This window comes from Hymenobacter canadensis, from assembly GCF_027359925.1.
GTDB classification, from domain to species: Bacteria; Bacteroidota; Bacteroidia; order Cytophagales; family Hymenobacteraceae; genus Hymenobacter; species Hymenobacter canadensis.
This window is the reverse complement of the sequence record NZ_CP114767.1, coordinates 1,600,177-1,626,850: the sequence shown is the minus strand read 5'-3', so window position 1 is coordinate 1,626,850 and position 26,674 is coordinate 1,600,177. Positions and strand designations below refer to the sequence as shown.

Below are 26,674 nucleotides of genomic sequence, written 5' to 3'. Positions count from 1 at the left end.
GCCCCTCCGGTAGCTTTGGCGCATTCATTCACTTAGCCTGTTTAAGGATGCGTCAAACTTTACTTTCGGGAGCCACAGCCGGGCTGCTTTTCCTGGCGCTGGCCGGAACGGCCGCCGCCCAGACCACCCCCGCGCTGCGCTTCACCGCCGTAACGGCGGTAGCCAATGAAAACGCGGGTACGGTCAGCGTACCGGTGTCCGTCACCAACGCTGGCACGGCGGCCAGCACCGTGGAAGTGGCGCTGGTGCCCGGCCTGGGCACGGCCACGGCCGGCACGGATTTCACCTACGCCGCCCCCCAGACGCTGACCTTCCCGGCCGGCGCCACGGCCAACCAGACCCTGACCATTCCGCTCACTGATGATGTGCTGGCGGAAGGGGCCGAGTATTTCACGCTGCGCCTGCAGAACCCCGCCAATGCGACCCTGACGGCCGGTTTTACCGAGGTGCTGGTGTACATCAAGGACAACGACACGCAGGCGCCCCCGCGTGCCGGTAACCTGCGCCTGAATCTGCTGGGCAGCTACCAGAACGGGGTTGCTTTCACGACGGCCACCCCGCCAGTGCAAATCAACTCGGCTGAAATTGTGGCCCACGACCCGAGCACGCAGCGGCTGTACGTGGCTAACTCCATCGGCGGCAAGCTCGACATTCTCAATTTCGCCACGCCGGGCACCATTACCCCGCTGGCATCCATCAGCATGGCTCCCTACGGCGCCATCAATTCCGTGGCCGTGCGCAACGGTTTGGTAGCCTGCGCGGTGGAAGATGCCGTGCCGCAGAACGCCGGTAAAATCGTGTTCTTCGACCAAAACGGCAACTTTATTAAGCAGGTGACGGCGGGGGCTTTGCCCGACATGATAACCTTCTCGCCGGATGGCCGCTACCTGCTGACGGCCAACGAGGGCGAGCCTAACGCCACCTACTCCAACGACCCGCTCGGCTCGGTGACGGTGGTGGACGTGAGCGGCCCCATTGCCAACCTGACGCAAGCCAACGTGACGACTGTTGATTTCAGCAGCTTCAACGCCCAGGCAGCCGCCCTGCGCACGGCCGGCATCCGCATCTACGGCGGCCCGGCGGGTGGCCCGGCCAGCTCCGTAGCGCAGGATCTGGAGCCGGAGTACGTGACCATATCGGCGGATTCGCGCACGGCCTACATTGCCTTGCAGGAAAACAACGCCCTGGCCACGCTGGATCTGGCTACGCTGCAGTTTACCGCCCTGCGGCCCATCGGCTACCAGGACCACAGCCAGCCCGGCTTCAGCTTCGACGCCTCCGACCAATCGGCCGACGTGCTCCTGTCCAATTGGCCAGTACGCGGCATGCGCCAGCCCGACGCCATTGCTTCCTTCGAGCTGCCCGCCGCTTTGGGAGGGGGCCGCTACCTGCTGACCGCCAACGAGGGAGATGCCCGCGAATACTCCGGCACCGGTGGGCTTGTGGAGGCCGTGCGCCTCGGCAATGCCGCCTACCCGCTCGACCCTACGGCTTTCCCGCAGGCCGCGCTGCTGAAGAACAATAGCGTGCTGGGCCGCCTGAATGTGACCAACAAGCTGGGCGACACCGACGGCGACGGCGACTTCGACCAGATTTATGCGTTCGGGGGCCGCTCGTTCAGCATCCTCAACGCCACCACCGGGGCCCTCGTGCACGACAGCGGCGACCTGCTGGAGCGCCTCACCAGCACCGACCCCACGTTCGGCAACATCTTCAATGCCAGCAACGGCGCCAACGAATCGCCCACCCGGAAAAACCGCTCCGACGACAAAGGCCCCGAGCCCGAAGGCGCCGCCATCGGCGTGATTCGCGACACTACCTACGCCTTTATCAGCCTGGAGCGCCAGGGCGGCGTGCTGGTGATGAACGTAAACGACCCCGCCAACCCGCGTCTGGTTCAGTACATCAACAACCGCAGCCTGACCGCCGGCACCGGTGACCAGGGCCCCGAGGGGCTTGTATTCGTGTCGGCCGCCAATAGCCCGACCAGTTCGCCGCTGCTGATTCTGGCCAACGAAATCAGCAGCACCGTGGCCGTGTACCAGATTGGCCTGCGCGGTCCGCTGAGCACGGCCGCCGCCCGCACGGCCGCGCCGCTATACCTCTACCCAAACCCGAGCCAGGGCGGGCAGGTGCAGCTGAGCCGGCCGGTGAGCGGCATCCTCCACGACGTGCTGGGCCGCCCCGTCCGCACGCTGACCAAAGCCCTGCAGCTGGAAACCGCCGGCCTCGCGCCGGGCGTATACGTGCTGCGCGCCGAAGACGGGGCCAGCTCGAAGCTGGTGGTGCGCTAACAGCCGCTTCCGCCCCAAACGAAACGCCCCGGCCGGTTATGGTCGGGGCGTTTTGCGTTGAAGGCGGAGCTAACGACGAGACGCAATACTTTGCGTCTCGTCGTTAGCTCCGCTGGCTGGTATAGGTGGTGAATGAAGCCGGTCGGCGACGCTATTATACTTGTAACTCAAGTTGCCGACGATGAGGCTGCCCCTGACAAGAGTTCCGGTCCGGCGGCTTTTTCAGCCGTCGGGCCGGTCGTCGCAAGCGCAAATAGCCCGTCTCGTCAGTCGCTGCTACCTCGCTCACCCCGCAACCGGCCCGACGGCTGAAAGAGCCGCCGGACCGGGGCCTGATCCGCAACGTGGGTTTGTAGCCGATTCCTGTACAACCACCGGTCCGACGGCGCAGCCGTCGGACCGGTGGTCGTGCACAAAATCACCCTGACCAAATCCTGCAGCTAATACCGGCCACCTACGGGGCGCTGGTTGAGGCGGGCCATTTCGGCGGGGAAGCTGGGCAGCCGGCGCGGGGTTTCTTGGTGGAGGCCGGTGGTATCGGTGAGGGCGTGCAGGAAGGCCAGCAGGTCCTGCTTTTCCCGGGGGGTGAGGTGGAGTGGGTCGGGCGGCAGGGTTTGGTTGGGCACCGCGAGACCCCGGCCCGCGCCGCCGCCCTGGTTGTAGAACTCCACCACTTCGGCCAGGGTGCGGTAGGTACCCTGGTGCATGTAGGGAGCCGTGAGGGCGATGTTGCGCAGGGTGGGCGTTTTGAAGGCGTGCTCCTGCCAGCGGATACCGGTGGTCCCGGCCCGGCCCGGGTCGGCGTCGAGGCGGAGGCGGTTGGGGGCGGCCAGGGTGCCCAGGACCTCGTTTTCGGTGCGCTCGAAGCCGGGCGGTACGGTGCCGTTGAACAGCGGCAGAAAGTGACAGGTGGCGCATTTGGCCTTGCCCAGAAACACGTTGGCCCCACGTTGGGCCGCCGGGCTCAGCGCCGTGGCCTCCCCGCGCAGATACCGGTCGAAGGGCGAATTCAGGCGCACTAAGGAGCGCAGATAGGTGGCCAGGGCTGTTTTGAGCTGAGCTTCCTGCACCGGCGCGGCTGGCGCGGTATCGAAGGCCCGGGCAAAGGCCGCCCGGTAGGCAGGGCTGCGCGTCAGCAGCCGGGCGGCGGCGGCCATCGAGCCGTGCATTTCGGTGGGGTTGGCCAGCACGGCCGCGGCCTGGTCTTCCAGAAAGCTCACCCGCCCGTCGTGGAACTGGGTGCGCTGCAGGGCGGCGTTAAGCAGAGTGGGCGCGTTGCGGGCCACCGCCCCCTGCCCCCCGAAGGCCACGCTGCGGGCCTGCCCATCGGTGAAGGCGCGGGCGGGCTGGTGGCAGCTGGCGCAGCTGCGGCCCCCGTTGCCCGACAGCACGGGGTCGAAAAACAGCTGGCGGCCCAGCGCCACCTGGGCTGGGGTGGGCCGCTCGGTGGTGGAGGGAGCAAAGGCCGCCGGCTCAAAGACATCCGGCGCAAACAACGACGGCGCATCGGCCCGCAGGGCCCGGGTTTCGGGGAAGGCGGCAATGCCCAGCGCCTGCTGGGTGGCCCACAGCTGCTGGCTGAGCGGGTGGGCGTAGCGGGCCAGAAACGTGAGCCGGTCGAAGCGGGCCGCGTCGGGGTGGTGATGCAGGTAGCCGAGCGTGGCGCGAAAAAGGCTGTCGAGGCGGGTGGCAGTGGGGGCGGGCAGGCCAGCGCGGTAGGGCGCCACGGTGGCCTGCACGGTAGCCAGGGCGGCGGCGGCCTCGGCCACGGCCCCCGGCGAGGCCGGCGTATCGAAGCCAGGAATCCCCAGCGTCATCACCCGGAATACCTCCAGCCGGGCCGCATCGAACACGTGGCGGTCGGTGAGGGTGAGGCTGGTGGCGGCGTGGCGCAGGCCCAGCAGGCTGCTGCGCACCAGGGCCAGCTGCTCCAGCACCTCGGGCCGGCGGTCCGGGGCATACAGGGCGGGGTAGAAGTAGGTCTCCAACACCTGCAGGCCCTCGGGGGCTCGCACCCGCTGCTGCTGGTCGAACTCCTCCACCTCGCCCAGGGCCGGGCCGTTGAGGGCTTTGGCGGTGGAGGGGCTGTAGTATTCGGCCAGCAGCTCCACCCGTTTCCAGGCCAGCCGGGCCGCCAGAAACGCCTGCCGCTGCCGGGCGGCGGGCTGGCCCGTAGCCACCGCCCGGCGCAGGCCCGCCACAGCCGAGTCAAGGGCAGTGAGGTGCCGGCGGTATTGGCGAAGCACCTGCCCGGCGGGCGTCGGAGCCGGCTCCGAAGCGGCGGCCGGCGTGCTGGGCCGCTGGCAGCTCGCCCATACCAGGAGCAGGGCCGCGGCGAGTAGGATCAAAAGTTTGTTCATTGTAGATCAGCGAAATACCAAATGGTTAAACACTGTATTTCTCATTTGGGTTAATAAAAAAGCGCAGTTGCCGGGTCCTGCGCCGGCAGCAAAACGCGCTGCTCCCGGGACGGAAGCAGCGCGTGGTAAGCGTAATCGGATAGGCGTAGCGGCTAACGATAGTGGCCCTAATAATCGGGAGCTAACAATGGCAGAGCTTAGCGGGGCAGGCCGCTGAGAATAACTACCTGGCTGGCCTGGTCGTTGCCGTTGTTGGGCCGGGCGCCGCCGTCCTTGTATTTCTGGGCGCGCCAGGAATGGGGCTGGATGCACAGGGCAAACGTGTTGGGCTGGCCCAATACCTCCGATACATCGATCATCGCGCCGTACTCCCAGCTGCCTTTGGTGGAGGCGGCCGGCGTGTAGCTGGTGCCCGTCACGTTGTACTTGTCCTTGTCGGTTTCGGTGCGGCGGTGGTCCAGCTCCAGCACCTTTTTCAGCTCGCCGGTGGCAATGGCGTACTGGTAGATGTAGGCGTCGTGGGTTTCGGTGCCGTAGCCGTTCGAGTCTTCCTGCACATACACGTAGTTCTGGGTCACGCAGATGTTGTCGGGATTCTGGAAGTCCTTCGCCTTGCCGGCGCGGTCGTCGCCGTCGAGAACCAGCTCCAGAGTGCCCAGCAGCGGGTTTTGCTCGTTGAGTACGAGGCGGTAGGTGCGGCCCCACTTGGTGCGGCTCTGGTCGGCATTCACGCCCGTGAAGTCCTGGCCCGTCACGTTGAAGTATACCTCGCGGCCGTTGGCGCCGCTGCCTTTGCGGTAGTCGATGTCTTCGACCCGGCCGAACTTGAGGGCCTTCAGTGGGTCAACCTGGGCCTGCATCTGGGTGCCGGTGAGGCTCTTATAATCGGGGATGGCTACAAATTCCACGTCGTACCGCTGGCCCGTTGCCATGTCCTTTTCGCGCTGATTCAGGTCGCGGCGGCGCAGCATGTACTGCTGCCCGCCGTCGAGGTCGCCGAGGGCGTTGCTCAGGTACAGGGCCAGCTGGCCGCCGGTGGCGTCGGAGGCATCCTCGCCGATGAGCACCACGGTTTTGCCCGGATAGGCCGTTTTGGGCAGGGGCACGGCGTTTTCGGCGCTCCAGTAGCCCAGGCCCCGCACCCCTTTGGGCGTGCTCTGGGTGTTGTTGTCGGCGAAGGGCTGAATCAGGTGGGTCTGGGCATCCACGGCGCTTTCGCCGGCGCTCAGGAAGTAGGGGCCGAAACCGTGCTCCTCGGGCGTCACCATCGTACCCGAGCATAGGCGCCACCGGCCGCCGTCGGAGTTGAGCAGGTACTCGCCCCCGATGGGACGCAGGGTTTCGTCGAAGCGCACCCGGCCAATGGCCATGTTGTCCTCGTTGTTGACCAGCATAGTGAAGCCTTTGCCGTCGGGGTTGCGCAGCAGGCCCGCTCCGTCGGCCGAGCCCCCGAACATGAAGTCGGGCGTGGCGGCCAGCTTGTCGTCGGAGCTGATGAGCGAATACATCTTCACGCCCTCGAAGCCCGGCTGGGTTTTGGCCAGCACTGGCGTCACGGAGTAGTTATCGAGCTTGACGCCGATAGTCGAGGCCTCGTCGCTGTCGTCGGAGCAGGCGGCCAGCGCCGCGGAGAGGGCCAGCGCCGCCAGCAGGCGGGCCGAAAGGGTAGGAGTATGCATAGGGCAGGCAGGAAAATAAGCGGCGGCAGGGCGCCCTGGAAGGATGCCCAAAAGTATCCGGCCCGTGTTACGGTATGATTTTCTATATGTTATATAGTCGTTTCCAAATAGTTAACCTGGTGTGAAGCCACTGCCAGAGAAAGGCTGCGCGACCCTGTGCGGAGGGTATCGGGCGGGCCGCCGGCTGCGTATCTTGCGCCCCGCCCGGCAATCATCCGCGGGGCCGTGTTATATCGTTATCCGCCTGCCGTATGCTGCTCACCATTAGCACCACCCACCAGCCCGCCACCGACCTGGGCTACCTGCTGCACAAGAACCCCGCCCGCCTCCAGACGCTGGAGCTCACCGCCGGGCAGGCCCACATCTTCTACCCCGAAGCCACCTCGGAGCGCTGCACCGTGGCGTTGCTGCTCGAAATTGACCCCGTGGGGCTGGTGCGCAGCCAGAAGGGCGCCGCCGAGAACTTCGCGCTGGCCCAGTACGTGAACGACCGGCCCTACGTGGCGTCGTCGTTTCTGAGCACGGCTCTGGCCAAATCCTTCAACACGGCCATGAACGGCACCTGCCAGGACCGCCCCGGCCTGCCCGATGCGCTGCTGCCGCTGGAAGCCACCGTGGCCGTGGTGCCGGCCGCCAGCCCCGCGCAGCTGCACCGCCTGTTTGCGCCGCTGGGCTACGAAATCGAAACCGAGGCCCACCCGCTCGACCCAACCCGGCCGGAGTGGGGCGACAGCCACTACTACACGCTGCGGCTGCGCCACCCGGCCCTGCGCCTGCGCGATTTGCTCACCCACCTCTACGTGCTCGTGCCGGTCCTCGACAACAACAAGCACTACTACATCGGGCCGGCCGAGGCCGAAAAGCTGCTGCTGCGCGGCGGCGAGTGGCTGCCGCGCCACCCCGAGCGGGAGTTTATCACGCGCCGCTACCTGCGCTTCGCCGAGTACGTGAACCCCACGCTGGCGCGGCTGCTGGCCGTGGAGAAGGATGCCGGGGACGACGAGCCCGTTGCTGAATTGACCACTGACAGCCCGCAACCCGCAAATCCCGGCCAGAAGCTCCACGACCAGCGCCTGGACCGCGTGGCCGAGGTAATCCGGGAGCTGGGGTCGAAGCGCGTGCTGGACCTGGGCTGCGGCGAAGGCAAGCTGGTGCGCCGGCTGCTGTTGCAGCCCCAGGTGGAGCACGTGCTGGCTATGGATGTGAGCTGGCGGGAGCTGGAGCGGGCCGGGCAGCGGCTGCACCTCGCGGAGATGCCCCCGCGCCAGCGCGAGCGGCTGACGCTGGCCCAGGGGTCGGTGCTCTACCATGATGCCCGCCTGGCCGGCTACGACGCGGCGGCCGTGGTTGAAGTCATTGAGCACCTCGACGAAAACCGGCTGGCCGCCTTCGAGCAGGTGGTATTTGCCCGCGCCCGGCCCGGCAGCGTGCTCGTCACCACCCCCAACGCCGACTACAACCAGCGCTACGAAACCCTCGCGGCCGGCGACTTCCGCCACGCTGACCACCGCTTCGAGTGGACCCGGGCCGAGTTTGCCACCTGGGCCGACGGTGTGGCCGCGCGTCACGGTTACCGGGTGCGCCTGGAGCCGCTGGGCCCGGAAGCCGCCGAAGTGGGCGCGCCCTCGCAGCTGGCCGTGTTTGAGCGGTAAAGTCCGCCGAACCACCGTTTACCGTCTATTATCCTGCTTCGCTTTGATTAGCTATGTCCCAGAATACTACCTCCCTCAAACTCCCCGAACTCTCCCTCGTCCTGCTCATCGGTACCTCGGGGGCGGGCAAATCCACGTTTGCGCGGCGGCTGTTTCAGGCCACCGAAATTGTGTCGTCGGACCAGTGCCGGGCGCTGGTGGCGGATGATGAAAACGACCAGTCGGCCACGCCGGAGGCCTTTGCGCTGCTGCACTACCTGGTGGGCCTGCGCCTCAAGCGCGGCCTGCTGACGGTGGTGGACGCCACCAATGTGCAGCCCGAAGCCCGCAAAACCCTGATTCAGCTGGCCCGCGACTACCACGTGCTGCCCACCGCCGTCGTCCTCGACGTGCCCGACCGTCTGGCCGAGGACCGCAACCGCCAGCGCGCCGAGCGCCAGCACCTGGGCCGCCACGTCATCCCGAACCAGCGTCAGCAGCTGCGTCGCAGCCTGAAGTCGCTCAAGCAGGAAGGCTTCCGCCACGTGTACCATTTGCGCGGCCCCGAGGAAATTGACGCCGTGCAGGCGGTGCAGCGCGACCCGCTCTACAGCAACCGCAAGCAGGAAACCGGCCCCTTCGACATCATCGGCGACGTGCATGGCTGCTATCTGGAGCTGGTGCAGCTGCTCGCGGAGCTGGGCTATACTGTGGAGGAGGAACCCCGCCACGATGCGCGGGATTTGGGCATGCGCGTGTCGCGGATGGCCTCACCCCCTAACCCCCTCTCCCGTGGAGAGGGAGAACTGGCTGCTAGTTCTTCTACCTCTATAAATTTAGAGTCTAGTTCCCCCTCTCCACGGGAGAGGGGGTTAGGGGGGGAGGTCCCTCGTCGGGTCCTGTTCCTCGGCGACTTGGTGGACCGTGGCCCCGATTCGCCCAAAGTGCTGCGGCTGGTGATGAGCATGGTGCAAAGCGGGCTGGCGCTGTGCGTGCCCGGCAACCACGACATCAAGCTGCTGCGCTACCTGAATGGCAAGCAGGTCAACGAAAAGCACGGTTTTGCGGAAACGGTGCAGCAGCTAGCCTCGGAATCCGACACGTTTAAGGCGCAGGTGCGGCAGTTTCTGGATGGGCTGGTGAGCCACTACGTGCTCGATGGCGGCAAGCTGGTGGTGGCCCACGCGGGTATGCGCGAGGAAATGCAGGGCCGCGGCTCGGGCGCCGTGCGGGCCTTCGCGCTGTTCGGCGAAACTACCGGCGAAATCGATGAGTTTGGGCTGCCGGTGCGCTACAACTGGGCCGCCGAGTACCGTGGCCGGGCCACCGTGGTATACGGCCACACGCCCGTGCCCGACCCCGAGTGGCTCAACAACACCATCGACATTGATACCGGCTGCGTGTTCGGCGGCCGCCTCACCGCCCTGCGCTACCCCGAGCGGGAGCTGGTATCGGTGCCCGCCGCCGCGGTGTACTGTGAGCCGGTGCGGCCGCTTCGGGCCGAGTTGTCAGTTGCCAGTAATCAGTTGTCAGTTGTTGGTGAAGGATTCTCTGATACTCAGAACGGACTGACAACCGACAACCAGCAATTGACAACTCACCTCTCTGCCCAGCAAGCCCACGACGACCTGCTGGATTTGCAGGATGTGCTGGGCAAGCAGATCATCAAGACGCGGCTGTTGCCGTCGGTGACTATTCGGGAGGAAAATGCGGCGGCGGCGCTGGAGGTGATGAGTCGGTTTGCCCTAAACCCCAAGTGGCTGCTGTATCTGCCGCCCACCATGAGCCCCTCCGAAACCTCGGCGCTGCCGGATATGCTGGAGCACCCCGCCGAAGCTTTCGACTACTTCCGCCGCCAGGGCCTGGAGCGGGTGGTGTGCGAGGAAAAGCACATGGGCAGCCGCGTGGTGGTGGTTTTGGCCCGCTCCGAGGACGCCGCGCGCCGCCGCTTCGGGGTGGTGGGCGAGGGGCCGGGCAAGGTGTACACCCGCACCGGCCGCAACTTCTTCACCGATGCCGCGCTGGAAGCCGCCTTCCTCACCCGTTTGCAGGACGCCCTTACGGCCAGCAGCTTCTGGGAGCGGTTCAGCACCGACTGGGTCTGCCTCGATGCCGAGCTGCTACCGTGGTCGGCCAAGGCCCAGGAGCTGATCAAGAACCAGTACGCCGCCGTCGCCGCCGCTGCTACCGCCGCGTTGCCCGAAGCGGCGGCCATCCTCACCCAGGCCGCTGGCCGGGGCCTCGATGGGGTGGAGGCGCTGCTAGCCCGCACTACCGCCCGCCAGTCGGCCGCCCAGCACTACGCCGAAGCCTACCGCCGCTACTGCTGGCCCGTGGACAGCCTCGCCGATTTGCGCCTGGCCCCGTTCCACCTGCTCGCCACCGAGGGCCGCACCTACTTCGATAAAGACCATGCCTGGCACATGGAAACCCTGCGCGCCCTCTGCCTCGCCGACGAAGACCTGCTCCGCGCCACGCCCTACCGCGTGGTGCACCTGCGCGACATTGCCGACGTGGAAGCCGCCACCCAATGGTGGCTGGACCTCACCGCGGCCGGCGGCGAAGGCATGGTAGTGAAGCCCTACGACTTCATCCCCACCGGCCAGAAACAACTGGTGCAGCCCGCCCTCAAGTGCCGCGGCCGCGAGTACCTGCGCATCATCTACGGCCCCGACTACCTGCTGCCCGGCAACCTGGAACGCCTGCGCGAGCGAAACGTGAAGTCCAAGCGCAACCTCGCCCTGCGCGAATTTGCGCTGGGCGTGGAAGGTCTGGAACGGTTCGTGGCCGGCGCCCCCCTGCGCGAGGTGCACCAGTGCGTGTTCGGCGTGCTGGCCCTGGAAAGTGAAGCCGTGGACCCGCGGCTGTAGGGCGTATTTTAGTCGCGGTAAAAGCTCTTTTCCGTCATGCTGAGCGAAGCGGAGCGGAGTCGAAGCATCTCTACCGCTTCGTTGCGGTTGCGGTAGTAATCCAACGAAGCGGTAGAGATGCTTCGGCAAGCTCAGCATGACAATGCCTAAACAGGTAAGACCGGTCTCTCAACCATTTGCCGTACGGCGGACTACCGGCTTTTCTGCTTCTTCAGCCACTTCAGCGCCGCGGCTACTTTGGCGTCTTTGCTTAGGTCTGCGAAGTTGTCGCCGCCGGGGATGGGGACGTCGGGGGTGAGGCTGGTGTTGTAGATGACGTGGTTGCGGTCAGTTTCCTGCATGCCGGCGATGGTGAGGTAGCTGCTGCCGCTGATGCGGTAGCTTTCGTTGGCGGTGGTGGCCCCGTAGGTGGGCTCCCCGAACGAGCGGGTGGCGGGGCGGCCCCGCAGGCTGATGGCCACGATTTCGCCCGAGCTGGCGGTCATCCCGCTGAGCAGCACGGCCACGGGCTTATCGGTGCGGCGCATGGGGCAGCGGTTTGGCAGCGTCGTGACCTGCATCGAATCCAGGTAGAAATTGCCCTGGCGGAGGTACCACTGCTGGTCGGGTTTGCCGTCCTTGTCCACGAAGCCGCCCAGGTGGCCGTCGCCGATGAGGGGGGCGAGGCCGGCCAGCATGGGGGCCATGGCACCGCCGTCGTTCAGGCGCAGGTCGATGATCCAGGCCCGGGCCTGGTCGGGGTTGCTGCGGCACAGGGAATCCTGCACCACCAGGGCCGCCGCCTGCATGGCTTCGAGGCTGCCCCCGGCGTTGATGCCCGGCAGCTGCACGTAACCGATGCGGCCGGGCAGCATCCGGATAACCAGACCGGGCTTATGGGCCAGGGCCTGCTTCACGGCAGCGTTGGCGTAGGCGGGGCGGGCGGTATTGCGCCACTTGTATGTTTTGCCCTTGTAGGTCAGCCAGCCGTGGTCGTCCCGGAGCTGCTCGAACACATAGGGGTAAACCGGCAGCAGCTCCCGCACCGACTGCGCGCCCCGAGCTTTCTGCTGCACCGTCTGGCGCAGCTGGGTCCAGTTCACGGCGTTGCGCTCCAAGGAGTGCGTTTCCAGCAGCGTCAGGCTCTTATCGAGGAAGGCCTGCACGGAATCGGGGAGCGGGGCCGGGGTAGTTTGGGCGCGGGCCACGGAAGTAACCGCCGCGCATAAGGTCACGAGCAATAGTTTTTTCATGCCGGGAAGATGCGGATTCGGCCGGTAGGGTTGGCTGGGGCGACTTAATGGTTTGGTTTGTGTCGATTGTGCAATAATTCGAGGTATCTATCAATCCATTCTGTATCAAAGATGTGCGCTTTCAGCAGTGCTTGCGCCGTTACTTCCAACTCGGTGTAGACTGGCTCAAAGTCATATGCATCACTAGCCAATCTTTCGAATGGCCGAAGAGGGCTCATATCCATCAGCGCATTCAGGGCAGCGTATTGGATATGAGGATTCTTATCCTGTAACAGCCCTCGCAATGTGGTAACTACCAGCATCGGATACTGACGGATGTGGGCGTTTCTGCTTAATGCCCAAGTATATGCTTCTCGGCTACGCTCATCCGTAGAAGAAATAATGCACCTAATTAGCTCGTTTATTGAGTTTTCGCCCGTTACGCTCAAGGCCCAGATAGCTCGGTCAACTACCGGCCCATAGCCTGTACTTAGCAGCTGAATCAGTTGCGGCGTGAGCAGCTCCGCGTCTCTCCGCGTTTGGGCAGCGTACTTCTTGATCAGCATATCGAGGCTGAAAAACACTACTCCGGGCTCCGGGCTCCGAAGGTTTTCTACCGTCGTATCGTACAGCTCGGGCATTGCTTCCAGCGAAGAAAGCTCCCTCAAGATGGCTAACTGTTCTTCAGTATCGGTCGAACGTAAGTGCTTTAGTGCTTCTTCAGCTGTCATATAACTTTCTTATAGCGTTTATCGCCCGCCCATATTCTTGTCCCGCGCCCCCTTGAACTCCGAGCCTGCGCGCCACTGCGGAAACGTGGTTTCACCCGCCAGGCGCTGGCCCACGCGGAAGTAAAGCTGGGCGTCCTGGGCAATGCCGGTCAGGTCCCAGCTGGGGTCGAACTGGTCGGCGGGCTTGTGGTACATGGTGGAGGTGTAGTTCTGGCGCTGTTGGGCGATGGTAGCCTTGCCGCCGGTGCGGCTCTCGAAACCGCCGCTGGCGTAGAGCGAGGGCACGCCCACGTGGGCGAAGCTGAAGTGGTCGGAGCGGTAGAACATGCCGGTTTCGGGCGTCTGGTCGGGCAGCAGGTAGCGGTTTTGCTCCTTAGCGGCGGCGCGGGCGTAGTCTTCCAGCTCCGACTGCCCGTAGCCGATAACCGTCAGGTCCTTCATCGGGCCGTAGGGCCAGAGCATGTCCATGTTCAGGTCGGCCACGGTTTTGTTGAGCGGGAAGGGCGGGTGCTGGGCGTAGTAGGCCGAGCCCAGCAGCCCCTGCTCTTCGCCGGTTACGGCCAGAAACACGAGGCTGCGCTGGGGCTTCTGCTTGGCTTGCTGGAAGGCTTCGGCAATGCTCAGCAGGGCGGCCAAGCCGGTGCCGTCGTCCACGGTCCCGTTGTAGATGGAGTCGCCGGCAATGGCTTTACCGATGCCGAAATGGTCCCAGTGGGCCGAATAGAGGATGTACTCCTGGGGACGGGTGGTGCCGGGCAGAACGGCCAGCACGTTGCGCGAGGTCTGGTGGCGCAGCTTGTTCTGGATGCCGGTCGTGAGCGTGAGCCCGCCCAGCGGCCGGGGCCGGAAGCCGCGGGTATTGGCGGCGGCGTAGAGCTCGTCGTAGCTGAGGCCGGCGGTCTGGAACAGCTTTTTGGCCGCGTCCAGGGTCAGCCAACCTTCCAGGGCGCACTTGTCGGCGCCTTTGTTGGCGGTTTGGGCGCGCAGCTTGGGGCTGGTGGCTCCGCTCAGCACCACGCTCCAGGGGTAAGCGGCCGGCTGGGTATCGTGCACGATGAGCAGACCGGCGGCGCCGTGGCGGGCGGCTTCCTCGTATTTGTAGGTCCAGCGGCCGTAGTAGGTCATGGCCCGGCCCTTGAACAAAGTGGAGTCCTGGCCCGCGTTGCCGGGGTCATTGACGAGCACCACCACGGTTTTGCCCTTCACATCGAGGCCGGCGTAGTCGTCCCAGCCGTACTCGGGGGCCACCACGCCGTAGCCGGCAAACACCAACTCCGAGTTCGTAACGCTGACCTGCGCCTGTTCGCGCTGGGTGAAGGCCACGAAATCGGTCTTGTACTGCAGGCTCAGCGGCTGGCCTTTACCCTTGATTTGCAGGGTAGCGGAAGGCGTGCCCGTAATTTCCACCAGCGGTACTGGCTGGGAATACGTGCCGTTGGGACCCGGCTGCAGCCCGAGGCGCTTGAACTCATCGGCCAGATACTGGGTGCTGCGCTGCTCACCCGCCGTAAACGGCTTGCGCCCCAGCATCTCATCCGAGGAAACCGCCTGCAGGTACTTGCTGATGCTGGCCGCGCTGATGGCGTCAGCAGTATCCGGGGCAGCGGTGGCGGCCGTTTCGGTGGCGGCGGGCTTCGACTGGCAGCCGGCCAGAGCCAGGGTCAGCAGGAGGCCGGCCGGGAGCAGGCGGGCCGGGAAATGAGTGGAAGAGGGCATAGCGTGTGGAGCGGGGAGTTGGCGGACAACCGGATTGGTCGGAGGAAATGTAAGCGTAATTGAGGCTGCGGAGGCTACGGCGTACGAGAAATTCCGGCATAACCGCTTCGGGCCAGGAAGGCCGGGAAGTCGTGGGTGGTGAGCATCGTGGCCAGGGCCTGCTTTTTGTCGGCGGATTTGGTGTAGTAGGCTTGGCAGATCTTGTAGCCCACGTAGTAGCCCAGGTCGCAGGGTTTTTCGGTGGTTTCCTGCGCGCTGTTGGCCAGCCAGTTGTGGGTGTCAGTGCCGCGCATTTCCTGCCGGAAGGCGCGCCACAGCGCGGCCGCATGGGCGTTACCGTAGGCATGCAGCCGGGCGTTGTTGCCCAAAGTTCCGGTCACCAGTTCCGCCACAAAATCGGCCATACCTTCCCGGATAGCCGCGCTGAGTAGCATCCCATCGTTGCGCTGCTGCACGTTGTGCACCATTTCGTGGGTTATCAGGCTGGGCAGATCCGTGATGGGGCCGCAGCGGTTGCGCTGCACCAAGGTCAGCTCCGAGGTGTCCACGCCGGGGCCGTTGGCCGTCTGGTCGAGGCCGATAAGCAGGCCCGGCGGTTGGGCCGTGCTGCCCGCGAAACCGCCCACCAGAAAATAGATGTGGCTAAAACGGGCCGGCGGATAAAGCGCCTGCAACTGCCGGAAAGCCGATAGAATCTGCGGTTTCTGGGCGGCTACCGCCAGCGTGGTCTGGCGTATAGAAGTGTAGTAGCGCGGCCGTTGGGTGATGCGCCGGGCAAACTGCACCGGGTCGTTTTGGTATTTACGGGCGTAATAGTCGCGCAGGCCGGGCGAGGCCTTGGCAAAATACTGCTCCTGAAAAATCCGGTACGCCTGAGCCGTGTCGCGCAGGGCCGCCGGATACGCGGCCCAGAAGTTGTCGAGGTCCTGCGTAATCAGTTGTACCTGCTCTACCCGCGCCGGTCGGCTGGTGCAGCAGGTGGTCAGGAGCAGGCCGACGAATAATAAACGGCGCATAAAAAGGCTAGTGTATACGCTGCCGGAGGCTGACGCGGAATAAGGATAGGCCACGCCAGCTGCTTTCGGCGGACGATGGACAGCGCAACATCGAAAAAAACAGCCGGCCGCCCCAATATGGGCACTTGTTCCCTGATACCTTTAGGCCAGTCATTTTATTGCCTTTACCCGTGCACGCCCGCATCCAAACTGCCCTCACCCAGCTCGAAGCCACGCACCACATCCGCATTCTGTACGCCTGCGAGTCGGGCAGCCGGGCCTGGGGCTTTCCCTCGCCGGATTCCGACTACGACGTGCGCTTCATCTATAGCCATGCGGCCGACTGGTACCTGACCCTCGACGACGGCCCCGACACGCTCAACTTCCCCGTGGATGACGAGCTGGACCTGGCCGGCTGGGAGCTGCGCAAGACCCTGAAGCTGCTGCGCGGCTCCAACGCGGCCCTTTTCGAGTGGCTGCAGTCGCCGGTGGTGTACCGGGAGGCGGGCGGGTTTCGGGCGGTGCTGGAGTCGCTGCTGCCGGCCTGCTGGAACCCGCGGGCCGGCCTGCACCACTACGCGGGCCTGATGCGGCGCGGCGTACTGGACGATTTAACGGGCGAGGAAGTACGGCTGAAACGGCTGTTCTACGCCCTGCGCTCCACGCTAGCCGCCCGCTGGATACGGCAGCGCCCGGCCGAAGTGCCGCCGATGGAGTTTGCGGTGCTCCGGGCACTGCTGCCGCCGGAGCTAAACAGTGTCGTGGACGAGCTACTGGCCCGCAAAGCCACCGCCGACGAGAAAACCACGGTGCCGCGTCCGGTACTTCTGGTTGATTTCCTGCAGGCTGAGTACGAAGCCACGCTGGCCGCCCGCGAAACGCTGCCCGTAATGCGCCATCCTGAACCGACGCCGGCGCTGGATGCCGTATTTCGGACGTGGCTGGCTGTCGATGAACGATTGTAGAGACGCGACACTTCGCGTCTCCCGCCAGAACGACCGGCAACGGCCCCCTTTATCACAACATCAGCAACGACGAGACGCGAAGTGTCGCGTCTCTACAATCGTTCTACTATGACCATCCACGATCTGCGCCAGCGGGGCCTCATCCTGTTCGAGGCCTTGAGCGGCAGCCGCGCCTACGGCACCGACCTGCCCCACTCCGATGTGGACCTCAAGGGCGTGTTCATCCTGCCCGAAATCGAGTTCTACGGCCTCGACTACGTGCCCCAGGTAGCCAACGAAACCAACGACGAGGTGTACTACGAGCTGCGCCGCTTCGCGGAGCTGCTGCTCAAAAGCAACCCCACGGCCCTGGAGCTGCTGGCCTCGCCCGCGGACTGCGTGCGGTTCCGGCACCCGCTGTTCGAGGCGTTTCAGGTGGAGGATTTTCTTTCGCAGCTGTGCCGCCAGAGCTTTGCCGAGTACGCCGTGGCCCAGATTCGCAAAGCCAAAGGCCTCAACAAGAAAATCAACCACCCCGAGCCGCCCGCCCGCAAGTCGGTGCTGGATTTCTGCTACGTGACGGTGGGCGCGGGCGCGCAGCCCGTAGCCACCTGGCTGGACCGGCGCGGCATCCAGGCCAGCCAGTGCGGCCTGGCCAACGTGAACCACCTGACGGATTTGTACGCCCTGTTCGTGGACGAAACGCCGGACCGCCGCCACGGCTACCGGGGCCTGCTGCGCGACGCGGAAACTTCCCAGGATGTGCTGCTCTCGGCCGTGCCGAAAGGGGAGACGCCCGTGGCCTACCTAAGCTTCAACCGCAACGGCTACAGCACCTACTGCCGGGTGTTTCGGGAGTACCAGGAGTGGGAGCAGAAGCGCAACCCCGAGCGGTACCAGAACACCGTGCAGCACGGCAAAAACTACGATGCCAAGAACATGCTCCACGTGTTCCGGCTGCTGGGAATGGCCCTGGAAATTGCCACCACCGGCCGCCTGCACGTGCGCCGCCCCAACCGGGAGTTTCTGCTGCAAATCCGCCGCGGCGAGTTCGAATACGAGCAGTTGGTAGCCGAGGCCGAAGCCCTCGTAACCCGCGTAGAAGCCGCCTTTGCGGCCTCCGGTTTGCCCGAAACGCCCGACCGTGCCGCCGCTGAGCAGCTGCTGGTGCAGGTGCGGCGGGCGTGGTATGCGGCGCAGGTAGCGTAGAACGCCTGCCGTCCAGGCTCCTGCAAGAAGCTTACTGAAGCATCCTCGAAATTGAGTCTGGCAAACCAACCCCAATCGTTCGTTTCCTCATCTCCTTTTCGGAGAGGGGGCCGTGGGGTGAGGCGAACCGCCAGAACGAGGGTGTCAGACACACGAAAAAGCCCGCCGCGCAGCTTGGCTGCACGGCGGGCTTTTTCGGCGGGGCGTCCGGTTGGCCTAGAGCCGGCCGGTGCGCTTGCTGGAATACTTGGTTTTGCTGTGGCCGCTCTGGCCGAAGTGGAAAGTCCGCTTTTTGTGGCTTTTGCGGCCTTTGTAGCTTTTGTAGAAGGGGCGGTGCGTGAAGGTGCGGCCCTTCATCTTGGCGCGGGCGTAGGCCGTGGGCCGGGCGGCTTCGGAGGGCTCGGCGCCACTCACGAGCAACAGGGCAAAAAACAGCAGCAGGGTCCTGAACATAAGGCAAGCAGCATTGGTGTGGCTGTAAAACTGCGAGCTGCTGCGGAAAATTGCATTCGAAGTGTAAAAGGCTGCATATTCTTCTAATCGTGCCACTTAGCTCTTAAAATGATGCCAAAAAAGCACTATTGCCGAACGGAATTTCATCGGTTTCGACCCCAATAGTTGCTGCCGGCTACCGGCGCGGTGTGGAATGTGGGGCCGGGCGGCATCAGCAGGGAAACACTCTATCCGGCCCTGTTTATGTCCCTACCGTTACGCGCCCTGTTCTGCCTGCTGCTGTTTGCGCTGCCGCTGCCCCTGCCCGCCCAGCAGCGCCTAGCCACCGCCCGCCAGCGCAGCTACCTCACCAAAGTCTTCCGCCTCACCGACGCCCAGACCCGGCAGCTCTACGAAACCGACCTCGGCCGGGCCCGGCCCGAGTTCTTCACCCAGCCCGTCGACTCGTTTCCGACCGACAGCGCTGCCCTTGGCCGGCGCCGCCCGCTGCCGCCCGGCTACTACCTGGTGGCCCACACCGAAGGCGCCCAGCTGGTGTACTGGCTGCGTGCCGTCACGGACCGCCAGCTCACGCTGCTCGATAACCAGACCGACCTCACGCTGCTCGTGCGCGACTCGCTCGGGCGCCTGCTCGAAGATGCCCGCGTGAGTTTGCCCAAAGGCCAGGTGGTGCCGTTTGATGCCGCCACGCGCAGCTACCGCTTGCCCGGCAAAGCCGGCCGGGCGGGCCTGCTGGCCGTGGAGCACGCCGGGCGCACCACGTTTCATGCGCTGGAACAGACGTTTCCGAGTGGGGAGCGTCGGCGGCCGGTCTGGGGCTGGCGGCGGGTGGTGTATGGCTTTCCGCTGGGCTACCTCACCCGGCCGGTGCGCAGCCTGTATTTCCAGCTGCGAAATCCCTCGTACACCACCACCGGGCTGGTGGGTCTGCTGCGCTCGGTGTTCAGCGAAGACGTGCGCGACCAGCGCCAGAGCCGCCGCCAGGACCGGCACCAAGACGAATGGGTGAGCTACCTCGTGCTCAGCAAGCCCCTGTACCGCCCGACCAACGACACGCTGCGCCTCAAAGCCCGCATCCTGCGCCAGCGCGACGGCCAACCCTACAACCGCCCGCTGGAGCTGCGTCTTTATGGCCAGGGCCGGCCCAAGAGTCTGGCCGTGCTCAAGCCCGTGCGCCCTGGTTCTTATGAGTACACGCTGCCGCTGAGCGATACGCTGGGGTTGCCGATTGACCAGCCCATACGTGCGTATCTGGCGCAGCCGGGACCTAAAGGCGAGGAACTGGCCAGCGGCAGCTTCCGGCTGGAAGACTACGAGCTAAAAAACACCCGCTACACCCTGCGGGCCGCCGAAACGCCCCACCGCCGTGGCACGCCACAGGCCCTTTTTCTGCGCGGCCAGGATGCCAACGACCTCAACCTGCTGGACGCGCGGGTGCGCCTGAGCGTGACGCCGGCCGGGGTAGGAGCCTTCCTCGGCCGCCAGGTGTTTGTGCCCGACACGCTCTGGACCCGTGCCCAATCCCTCGATGCCACCGGCGAAACCCGCCTCAACCTGCCCGAAACCGCGCTGCCCGCCGCCAACCTCACGTACTCGGTGCAGGCCACCTTCCTCAACTCCGACAACGAGCGCCGCACCCAGGCCCAGGCCGTCAGCTACACCCTCGACCCCGGCGAGCTGCAACTGGAGCTGCGCCACGACTCGCTGCTGGCCCGCTACGCGGTGCGTGGCAGCAGCCAACCGGCCACGGCCACTCTCGAAACCGAGGCCCTCAACTACCTCCAGGTTCCCACGCTGCGCCGCGAAACTGTGGCGCTGCCCCTGGCCCGCCCGCTTGACGCCCGCGCCACCCGCTACCGCCTCTTCGACGCCACCGGCCACGAAACCCAGCTCACCCTCAGCGAAGACAACGCCGGCCTGCTGCTGCGCTCCGACCGCACCACCGACTCCATCCGGCTGGCCGTGGAAAACCCGCGCCGGCTGCCGTTCTGGTACTACCTCTACCGCGGCAACACGCTGGTGCAGCGCGGCTACGGGCCGGACTTGGCGCTGCAGATGGCCGCCACGGAGCCGGAGCCGTGGTACGTGTCGGTGCACTACTTCTGGGGCGGGCAGCTGCTGACGGCCGAGTACAACGTGCCGCTGCCCCAGCACCGCCTGCTGATCCAAGCCGAGCAGCCCGAGGTAGTGTATCCGGGCCAGCGGGTGCGGCTGCAGTACACCGTCACGGATGGCGGTGGGCGGCCCGTGCCCCGCGCCGACCTCACGGCCTACGCCCACACCAGTAAGTTTGAAGTGGACGAAGCCCCGGAAATCCCTGATTTCGAGCCGGCCGTGGCCGGGCGGCTGTCGTTGCGGCGGTTCCGGCTGGGGGCGGGCTTCGAGAACCAGGCGGAGCGGCCGGGGCAGCAGCCGCTAACCTGGGGCGCGTGGCGGCAGCGCCTCGGGCTGGACTCGTTGCGCTTCTACCAGTTTCTGTATCCGGAGTACGGCACGTTCCATGAGTACCAGCTTGCGCCGGGCGGCATCACCCAGATTGCGCCGTTCGTGGTGGACTCGGGGCGGGTGCAGCCGGCGGTGGCCGTGTAGGTGGATGGCGTGCCGGTGTACGTGGCCGGCGTCAACGGCGAGGAGCCGTTTGCACTGGTGGCCGACAGCGGCCAGCACACCGTGGCCATCCGCACGCCCAACCGCCTCGTGACCCTGCGCGGGGTGCGGCTGCGCCACCTGCACAAGCTCACGCTCAGCATCGACCCCAACCAACCCTGCCACGAGCTGACGGTGGAAAAGCGCGGCGCCCTCACCGAGGCCGAGCGCCAGCAGTTGCAGCGCTTTCTGCTGCTGATCGATAAGCGCGACTACGACGAGCAGGTGTTGCTGCGCCAGGGCAACCGCCTTCAGCCCCTCGGCGCGGGCCGCCCGGTGCCGGTGGCCGGCGCTTCCACGCGCCGCTTCAGCTACAGCAGCTACAACCGCTACGACCGCGCCGACTTCCACCTCGCCGGCCCCTTCCGCCCCGATTCGGTGCTGCTGCGCCGCTCCGACGGGCTGCGGCGTAAGTTCCTGCTGGAGCCCAACTACCGCTTCACTTTCGGGGTGGGGCTGCTGAAGATGCGCTGCGTGGCCGGCTCGGAATTTGGCCGCCTGGGCGAAGCCACCAGCTTCGGGCTGCTGCCGTTCCAGGATTTCGCCTACACCGAAGCCGACCTCCGGCCCCAGCCCGCCACCAGCTACTACCGCAGCAGCTACAGCCCCGAGCCGGAGCTACACAACCCCGTGACTACGCCCGCCGGGCAGGGGCGCCTAACCGTGCGCCTGCCGGTGCCAGCCGCCGCCAACGCGGCCCGGCGCCAGCCTGCCACGCTGCCGCCGGTGCTCTACACGCTGCTCACCCAGCCCGGAAACCCCAAATTCGTGCGGCTGGAGCACGGCCTGCCCCAGACCATCCACGCGCTGCCCACCGGCCTCTGCCGCCTGGCGCTGCTGCTGGCCGACAGCACCGTGCTGGCCCCGGCCCCGGAAGTCAGCGTGCAGCCCAACGGCGCCACCTACGTGCAGCTGGATTCCGCGGACTTGCTGCCAGCCGGCCCGGCCGCCCAAGCGCTGCGCCGCCGCTTCCGGCAGCTGGTGCAGGAGCGGCTGCCCCGCCCAAACGCCACCACTCAGCCCCGCGAGGAGCGCCGCGAGGTGCAGGTATCGGTGCCCGTGGTGCCGCAGCCAGGCTGGCGCGTGCAGCGCGGCCGCATCGAAGACAAACAAACCGGCGAGGGCCTGCCCGGCGTCACGGTGCTGCTCAAAGGCATCACCATCGGCACCAGCACCAACGCCGACGGCAGTTTCGAGCTGAGCGTGCCGCCGGACGGCGGCCTGCTGGTAATATCCTCCATCGGCTACACATCGGCTGAACACCGGCTGGATGGGCGCGACATACTGGTGGGCTTAACCACAGATTCCAGACAATTGAGTGAAGTAGTGGTGACAGGTTTCGGAGTGGAGCAGCGCCGCCGCAACCTATCGGCCTCGGTTTCTACCATCACCAGTGCCTCACTTTCGGGCCGTCTGGCGGGTGTTTCCATTAACGACCAGCCGGGCCGGGCGACGGGCGTGCAGATCCGTGGGATCAGCACGCTCAGTGGGAGTGGGGCGCCGTTGCTGATTGTGGACGGGCTGCCGTTTTCGGGCAACCAGGCGGATATCAACCCCGACGATATTGCAAGTATGAAGGTGCTGAAAGGGGCTGACGCGGCCGCTACGTTTGGCTCGCGCGCCGCCAACGGCGTCATCATCATCACCACCAAATCCGGCATCGGTGGCCGCAGGGCGCTGGGTTTCGACGCCGATCCGGCCACTGCCATCGGCCCCGACGGCCAGCCCACCGCCGGCCGCGACCCGCGCCTCTCGCTGCGCCGCCGCTTCTCGGATTCCGGCTGGTGGCGGCCCTCGCTCGTCACCGACGCCCAGGGCCGGGCTAGCACCGAAGTCATTGTGCCCGACGACATCACCGGCTGGGACACCTTCGTGCTGGCCTCCGACGACCACGCCCGCACCGGCAGTTTCACGGCCCTGATGCGCTCCTTCAAGGCCGTGCTGGGCGAACTGGCCGCGCCGCGCTTCCTCATCGAAGGCGACCGGGCACAGCTGCTCGGCAAAACCCTCAACTACCTCCCCGACACGGCCCAGGTCACGACCAGCTTCCGGGTGGGCGAGGGGCCGGCCCGCACCCAGCGCCACCAGGTAGCCACCGCCGCCCTCGACACGCTCACCCTCACGGCCCCCACCGGCGGCCCCGATTCGGTGGCGGTCAGCTTCCAGCTCACCCAGCCCAACGGCTACCAGGACGGTGAGCTGCGCTACCTGCCGGTGCTGCCGGCCGGCACCCGCGAGCGGGTGGGCACCTTCGCCGTGCTCACCGCCCTCGATACCACCCTCACGCTGCCCATCCACCCCGAGCTGGGGCCCGTGACGGTGCGCCTCGAAAGCGACCCGCTGCCCACGCTCCTCGACGAAATCCGGCACGTGCAGCGCTACGCCTACCTCTGCAACGAGCAGGCCGCCTCCAAGCTGAAAACCCTGCTGCTGGAGCAGCGCATCCGCGAGCAGCTCAAGCAGCCCTTCGAGGGGGAGAAGGACGTGAACCGCCTGATCCGGCACCTGCTGCGCGGCCGCCACCAGCCCGAGGGCCTGTGGGGCACCTGGCCCGGCGTAGCCGTCAGCCCCTGGGCCACGCTGCACGTGGTGGAAGCGCTGCTCGAAGCCACCCAGCAGGGCTACGCCGTAAAGCTCGACCGGGACGCGCTGCGCCAGTACCTGCTGCGGCAGCTGGATGTGGCCTTTGCCGATGCCGCGGCCCGCGCCGCTCTGGCCGCCACGCCCACCGGCCAGCGCTACGAGGCTCTGTATTTCAGCTCCGACGACGACCGGATCCGGCTGCTGCAGCTGCTGCACCGCCTCGGCGCCCAGCCCGATTTCCGCACCTACGTGCTGCGCCTGGAGCGCGAAACCCCGGCGGGCAAAAAGGTCCGCCAGCCCCTCGACCGATACCTGGCCCTGGCCAACCTGCGCCAGCAGCTGGGGCTGCCGTTTCAGCTGGACACGCTGCGCCGCTACCGCCTGCGCACCGAGCTGGGCGGCGTGTTCTATGCCGATACGCTGCGCGACGGCGCTTTTTACCGCTACCTGCTGCCCGACCGCACCGCCAATACGTTGCTGGCCTACCGCCTGCTGCGCGCCCGCGGCGGCCAGGAAGCCGAGCTGACCCGCATCCGGACCTACCTGCTGCCGCAGCGCCGCAGCGCCAGCCACTGGGGCAGCACCTACGAAGCCGCCCTGATCCTGGAAACCATAGCTCCCGACCTGCTGGTGGCTGGTTCTCAGGGTCTGATGGCCCGTGCGCAGCTCAGCGGAGCGCTCAGCCAGCAGGTAAGCAAATTTCCGTTCGACACCATCGTAGCGGCCGGGGCCGGGCCGCTGGTGCTGCGCAAGGAAGGCGGCCTGCCGGTGTACGCCACGGCGTATCAGTCGTTTTGGAATGCCACGCCGGCGGCGGTGGCCGCGCCGTTTGGGGTGCGTACCACGCTGGCCGGGCAGGAGGGCAGCCGCGTGCTGCTGAAGGCCGGCCAGCCCACCGAGCTCCTCGTGACCGTGGACGTGAAGGCCGAAGCCCGCTACGTGCTGCTGGAAGTGCCCATTCCGGCCGGCTGCTCTTACGGCGAAAAAGCGCCCGGCAACTCCTTCGAGGTGCACCGCGAATACCTGCGCCATCAGGTCGGCATCTTCATCGACGTGCTGCCCATTGGCCGCCACACGTTCCGGGTGGCGCTGCAGCCGCGCTACCGCGGCCGCTACACCCTCAACCCCGCCAAAGCCGAGCTGATGTACTTCCCCACCCGGTTCGGCCGCTCGGCCAGCAAGCAGGCCGTGGTGGAGTAGGGGCTGTTTGGCTGGTTTATAGAACGATGTAGAGACGCAATATTTTGCGTCTCGTCGTTGCTGATGTTGTTTAGGCTGCGCGGTTCCGGGTCGTTCAACGACAGACGCAAAATATTGCGTCTCTACATCGTTCGGCTGGCTCCGAAATGCTGCCCGTCGAAACTGCCCGCCGAAACCAATAACTTCCGGCCTGCTAACGCCGTTGCCTGGTTTCTCACGCACTATTCCCATGAAAAAAACGCTCTATACGCTGCTGCTGGCGGCTTCTTTGCTGCCGCTGGGCGCTGCGGCCCAGTCCATCACCCGCCTGAACCCTACCAACTGGTGGGTGGGCATGAAGCACAACACCGTGCAGGTGCTGGTGTACGGCCCCCAGGCCGGCACGCTCACCTACACCGTGAACTACCCCGGCGTGAAGCTGGTGAAAACCAACACCGTCGAAAACCCCAACTACGCCTTCCTCGACCTCATCATTGCGCCCACGGCCAAGCCCGGGCAGGTGGCGCTGGTGGGCAAGAAGGGCGCGAAAACCGTGACCCAGAACTGGGAGCTGAAGGCCCGCGATAACGCGGTGAAGGCCCAGGGCGTCACGCAGGCCGACTTCATCTACCTGGCCATGCCCGACCGGTTTGCCAACGGTGACCCCTCGAATGACAAGTTTGCCGATATGGCCGACCCCAGCTCCGACCGCGCCCAGCCCTTCCTGCGCCACGGCGGCGACCTGCAGGGGGCCGCGCAGCACCTCGATTACCTGAAGGAGCTGGGCGTGACGGCCGTGTGGTTTACGCCCGTCATCGAAAACAACCAGGGCCTCACTGACGAGGGCGGGGCCAAACGCTCGGCCTACCACGGCTACGGCTTCACCGACCACTATACCGTGGACAAGCGCCTGGGCGGCAACGCGGCCTACAAGGCCTTCGTGCAGAAAGCCCACGGTATGGGCCTGAAAGTGGTGCAGGACGCCGTGTACAACCACATCGGCAACAACCACTGGTTTATCCAGGATCTGCCCATGAAAAGCTGGCTGCACCAGTGGCCCACCTACACCAACACCAGCTACCGCCAGCAGCCCATCACCGACCCCCACGCCGCCCAGATTGACCGCAAGGTGACGCTCGACGGCTGGTTTGTGCCCTTCCTGCCCGACCTCAACCAGCAGAACCCCTACGTGGCCAACTTCCTGATCCAGCACGCCCTCTGGACGGTGGAGAACTTCGGGGTGGATGCCTGGCGCATCGATACCTACATGTACAACGACCAGCCCTTCATGAACCGCTGCAACGCGGCCCTGCTGCAGGAGTACCCCAAAATTCACATTTTCGGGGAGTCGTCGGTGACCAGCATTGTGGACCAGGCCTACTACGTGCGCAACAAGATTGATTTCCCGTTCAAATCCAACCAGCCCGGTGGCCTCGATTTCGTGCTGGAAAACGCCATGCTGGCCGGCCTGAAGGAAGTGGGCACGCCCGGCGCCACCGGCTGGGACAACGGCGCCCAGCGCGTGTACCAGGCTCTGGCCCAGGATGCCGTGTACCAGGACCCCACCAAACTCGTGACCTTCATCGACAACCACGACCACAACCGGTACCTCTCAGAGGTAGGCGAGGACGTGGCCAAGTACAAGATGGGCCTGACTTGGCTGCTGACTACCCGCGGCATACCGAGCATGTACTACGGCACGGAAATCCTGATGAAGAACTTCAAGGACCCTTCCGATGCTGAAGTGCGCCGCGACTTCCCCGGCGGCTTCCCCGGCGACCAGCAGAACAAGTTCACGGCCGCCGGCCGCACCGAGGCCGAAAACGACGCCTTCCGCTTCGTGAGCACCCTGGCCAACTACCGCCGCACGCACCCGGTGCTCAGCTCTGGCCAGCTGATGCAGTACCTGCCCGAAAACGGCCAGTACGTGTACTTCCGCTACTCCGACGCCGGTACCGTCATGGTGGCCAGCAACACCACCGACAAAGCCACCAGCCTATCCACCGCCCGCTTCTCCGAGCGCATGGCCGGCTTCACCAAAGCCCGCAACGTCCTCACCGGCGAAACCATTTCCGACCTCAAAACGCTGCAGCTGCCCGCCAAAACGGCGCTGGTGTTGGAGCTGATGAAGTAGGGTTTAGTTGTCAGTTGTCAGTTGCTGGTTGTCAGTTGT

General features: G+C 65.7%; 15 protein-coding genes. 8 read left to right on the top strand and 7 right to left on the bottom strand.

Features of this window, described 5'->3' with window-relative positions; translation table 11 throughout:
- Nucleotides 1-47 precede the first annotated feature (47 nt).
- Nucleotides 48-2,294 carry a choice-of-anchor I family protein gene (locus O3303_RS07060; RefSeq protein ID WP_269561359.1) on the top strand — a complete coding sequence of 749 codons (2,247 nt, stop codon included), beginning with the start codon at nt 48-50 and terminating at the stop codon, nt 2,292-2,294.
- A 440-nt stretch (nt 2,295-2,734) separates the two neighbouring features.
- Here O3303_RS07060 and O3303_RS07055 read toward each other — a convergent pair whose 3' ends face one another.
- Nucleotides 2,735-4,654: a cytochrome c peroxidase gene (locus O3303_RS07055; protein ID WP_269561358.1), complete on the bottom strand. Its 1,920-nt coding sequence runs from the start codon at nt 4,652-4,654 to the stop codon at nt 2,735-2,737.
- A gap of 197 nt (nt 4,655-4,851) precedes the next feature.
- On the bottom strand, nt 4,852-6,333 hold the full coding sequence (locus O3303_RS07050; RefSeq protein WP_269561357.1) for a PhoX family protein: 1,482 nt from the start codon (nt 6,331-6,333) through the stop codon (nt 4,852-4,854).
- A gap of 251 nt (nt 6,334-6,584) precedes the next feature.
- Here O3303_RS07050 and O3303_RS07045 point away from each other — a divergent pair, with 251 nt between their 5' ends.
- Nucleotides 6,585-7,985 (top strand): 3' terminal RNA ribose 2'-O-methyltransferase Hen1, encoded by a 1,401-nt coding sequence (locus tag O3303_RS07045; protein ID WP_269561356.1) that lies wholly within the window; start codon nt 6,585-6,587, stop codon nt 7,983-7,985.
- A 53-nt stretch (nt 7,986-8,038) separates the two neighbouring features.
- Nucleotides 8,039-10,834 (top strand): polynucleotide kinase-phosphatase, encoded by a 2,796-nt coding sequence (locus O3303_RS07040; RefSeq protein WP_269561355.1) that lies wholly within the window; start codon nt 8,039-8,041, stop codon nt 10,832-10,834.
- Nucleotides 10,835-11,025: 191 nt separating this feature from the next.
- Here O3303_RS07040 and O3303_RS07035 read toward each other — a convergent pair whose 3' ends face one another.
- The 4 genes from O3303_RS07035 to O3303_RS07020 form a co-directional block, all read right to left on the bottom strand.
- Entirely contained in the window at nt 11,026-12,066 is a 1,041-nt protein-coding gene (locus O3303_RS07035) for a S41 family peptidase (RefSeq protein ID WP_269561354.1), read from the bottom strand.
- A 44-nt stretch (nt 12,067-12,110) separates the two neighbouring features.
- A complete protein-coding gene (locus O3303_RS07030) occupies nt 12,111-12,776 on the bottom strand; it encodes a HEAT repeat domain-containing protein (protein ID WP_269561353.1) in 666 nt (221 codons plus the stop codon).
- Nucleotides 12,777-12,794: 18 nt separating this feature from the next.
- Entirely contained in the window at nt 12,795-14,492 is a 1,698-nt protein-coding gene (locus O3303_RS07025; protein WP_269561352.1) for a M28 family metallopeptidase, read from the bottom strand.
- Between the two features lie 74 nt (nt 14,493-14,566).
- A complete protein-coding gene (locus O3303_RS07020; protein ID WP_269561351.1) occupies nt 14,567-15,508 on the bottom strand; it encodes a gliding motility protein GldB-related protein in 942 nt (313 codons plus the stop codon).
- A gap of 170 nt (nt 15,509-15,678) precedes the next feature.
- On the opposite strand from O3303_RS07020, the gene O3303_RS07015 reads away from it, so the two are divergent.
- Nucleotides 15,679-16,452 carry a nucleotidyltransferase domain-containing protein gene (locus O3303_RS07015; RefSeq protein WP_269561350.1) on the top strand — a complete coding sequence of 258 codons (774 nt, stop codon included), beginning with the start codon at nt 15,679-15,681 and terminating at the stop codon, nt 16,450-16,452.
- A 108-nt stretch (nt 16,453-16,560) separates the two neighbouring features.
- Nucleotides 16,561-17,640, top strand: coding sequence for a DNA polymerase beta superfamily protein (locus tag O3303_RS07010; RefSeq protein ID WP_269561349.1), 1,080 nt, complete (start codon nt 16,561-16,563; stop codon nt 17,638-17,640).
- A gap of 216 nt (nt 17,641-17,856) precedes the next feature.
- Here the strand turns inward: O3303_RS07010 and O3303_RS07005 are convergent, their stop codons facing one another.
- The gene (locus O3303_RS07005; RefSeq protein WP_269561348.1) at nt 17,857-18,093 is read right to left on the bottom strand and encodes a hypothetical protein; all 237 of its coding nucleotides are present in this window, start codon (nt 18,091-18,093) and stop codon (nt 17,857-17,859) included.
- A 243-nt stretch (nt 18,094-18,336) separates the two neighbouring features.
- Here O3303_RS07005 and O3303_RS07000 point away from each other — a divergent pair, with 243 nt between their 5' ends.
- The 3 genes from O3303_RS07000 to O3303_RS06990 all read left to right on the top strand — a co-directional run bounded on the left by O3303_RS07000 (nt 18,337) and on the right by O3303_RS06990 (nt 26,635).
- A complete protein-coding gene (locus O3303_RS07000; RefSeq protein ID WP_269561347.1) occupies nt 18,337-20,682 on the top strand; it encodes a hypothetical protein in 2,346 nt (781 codons plus the stop codon).
- Entirely contained in the window at nt 20,683-24,522 is a 3,840-nt protein-coding gene (locus O3303_RS06995; RefSeq protein WP_269561346.1) for a carboxypeptidase-like regulatory domain-containing protein, read from the top strand.
- 229 nt (nt 24,523-24,751) lie between these two features.
- On the top strand, nt 24,752-26,635 hold the full coding sequence (locus O3303_RS06990; protein ID WP_269561345.1) for a glycoside hydrolase family 13 protein: 1,884 nt from the start codon (nt 24,752-24,754) through the stop codon (nt 26,633-26,635).
- The last annotated feature ends 39 nt before the right edge of the window (nt 26,636-26,674 follow it).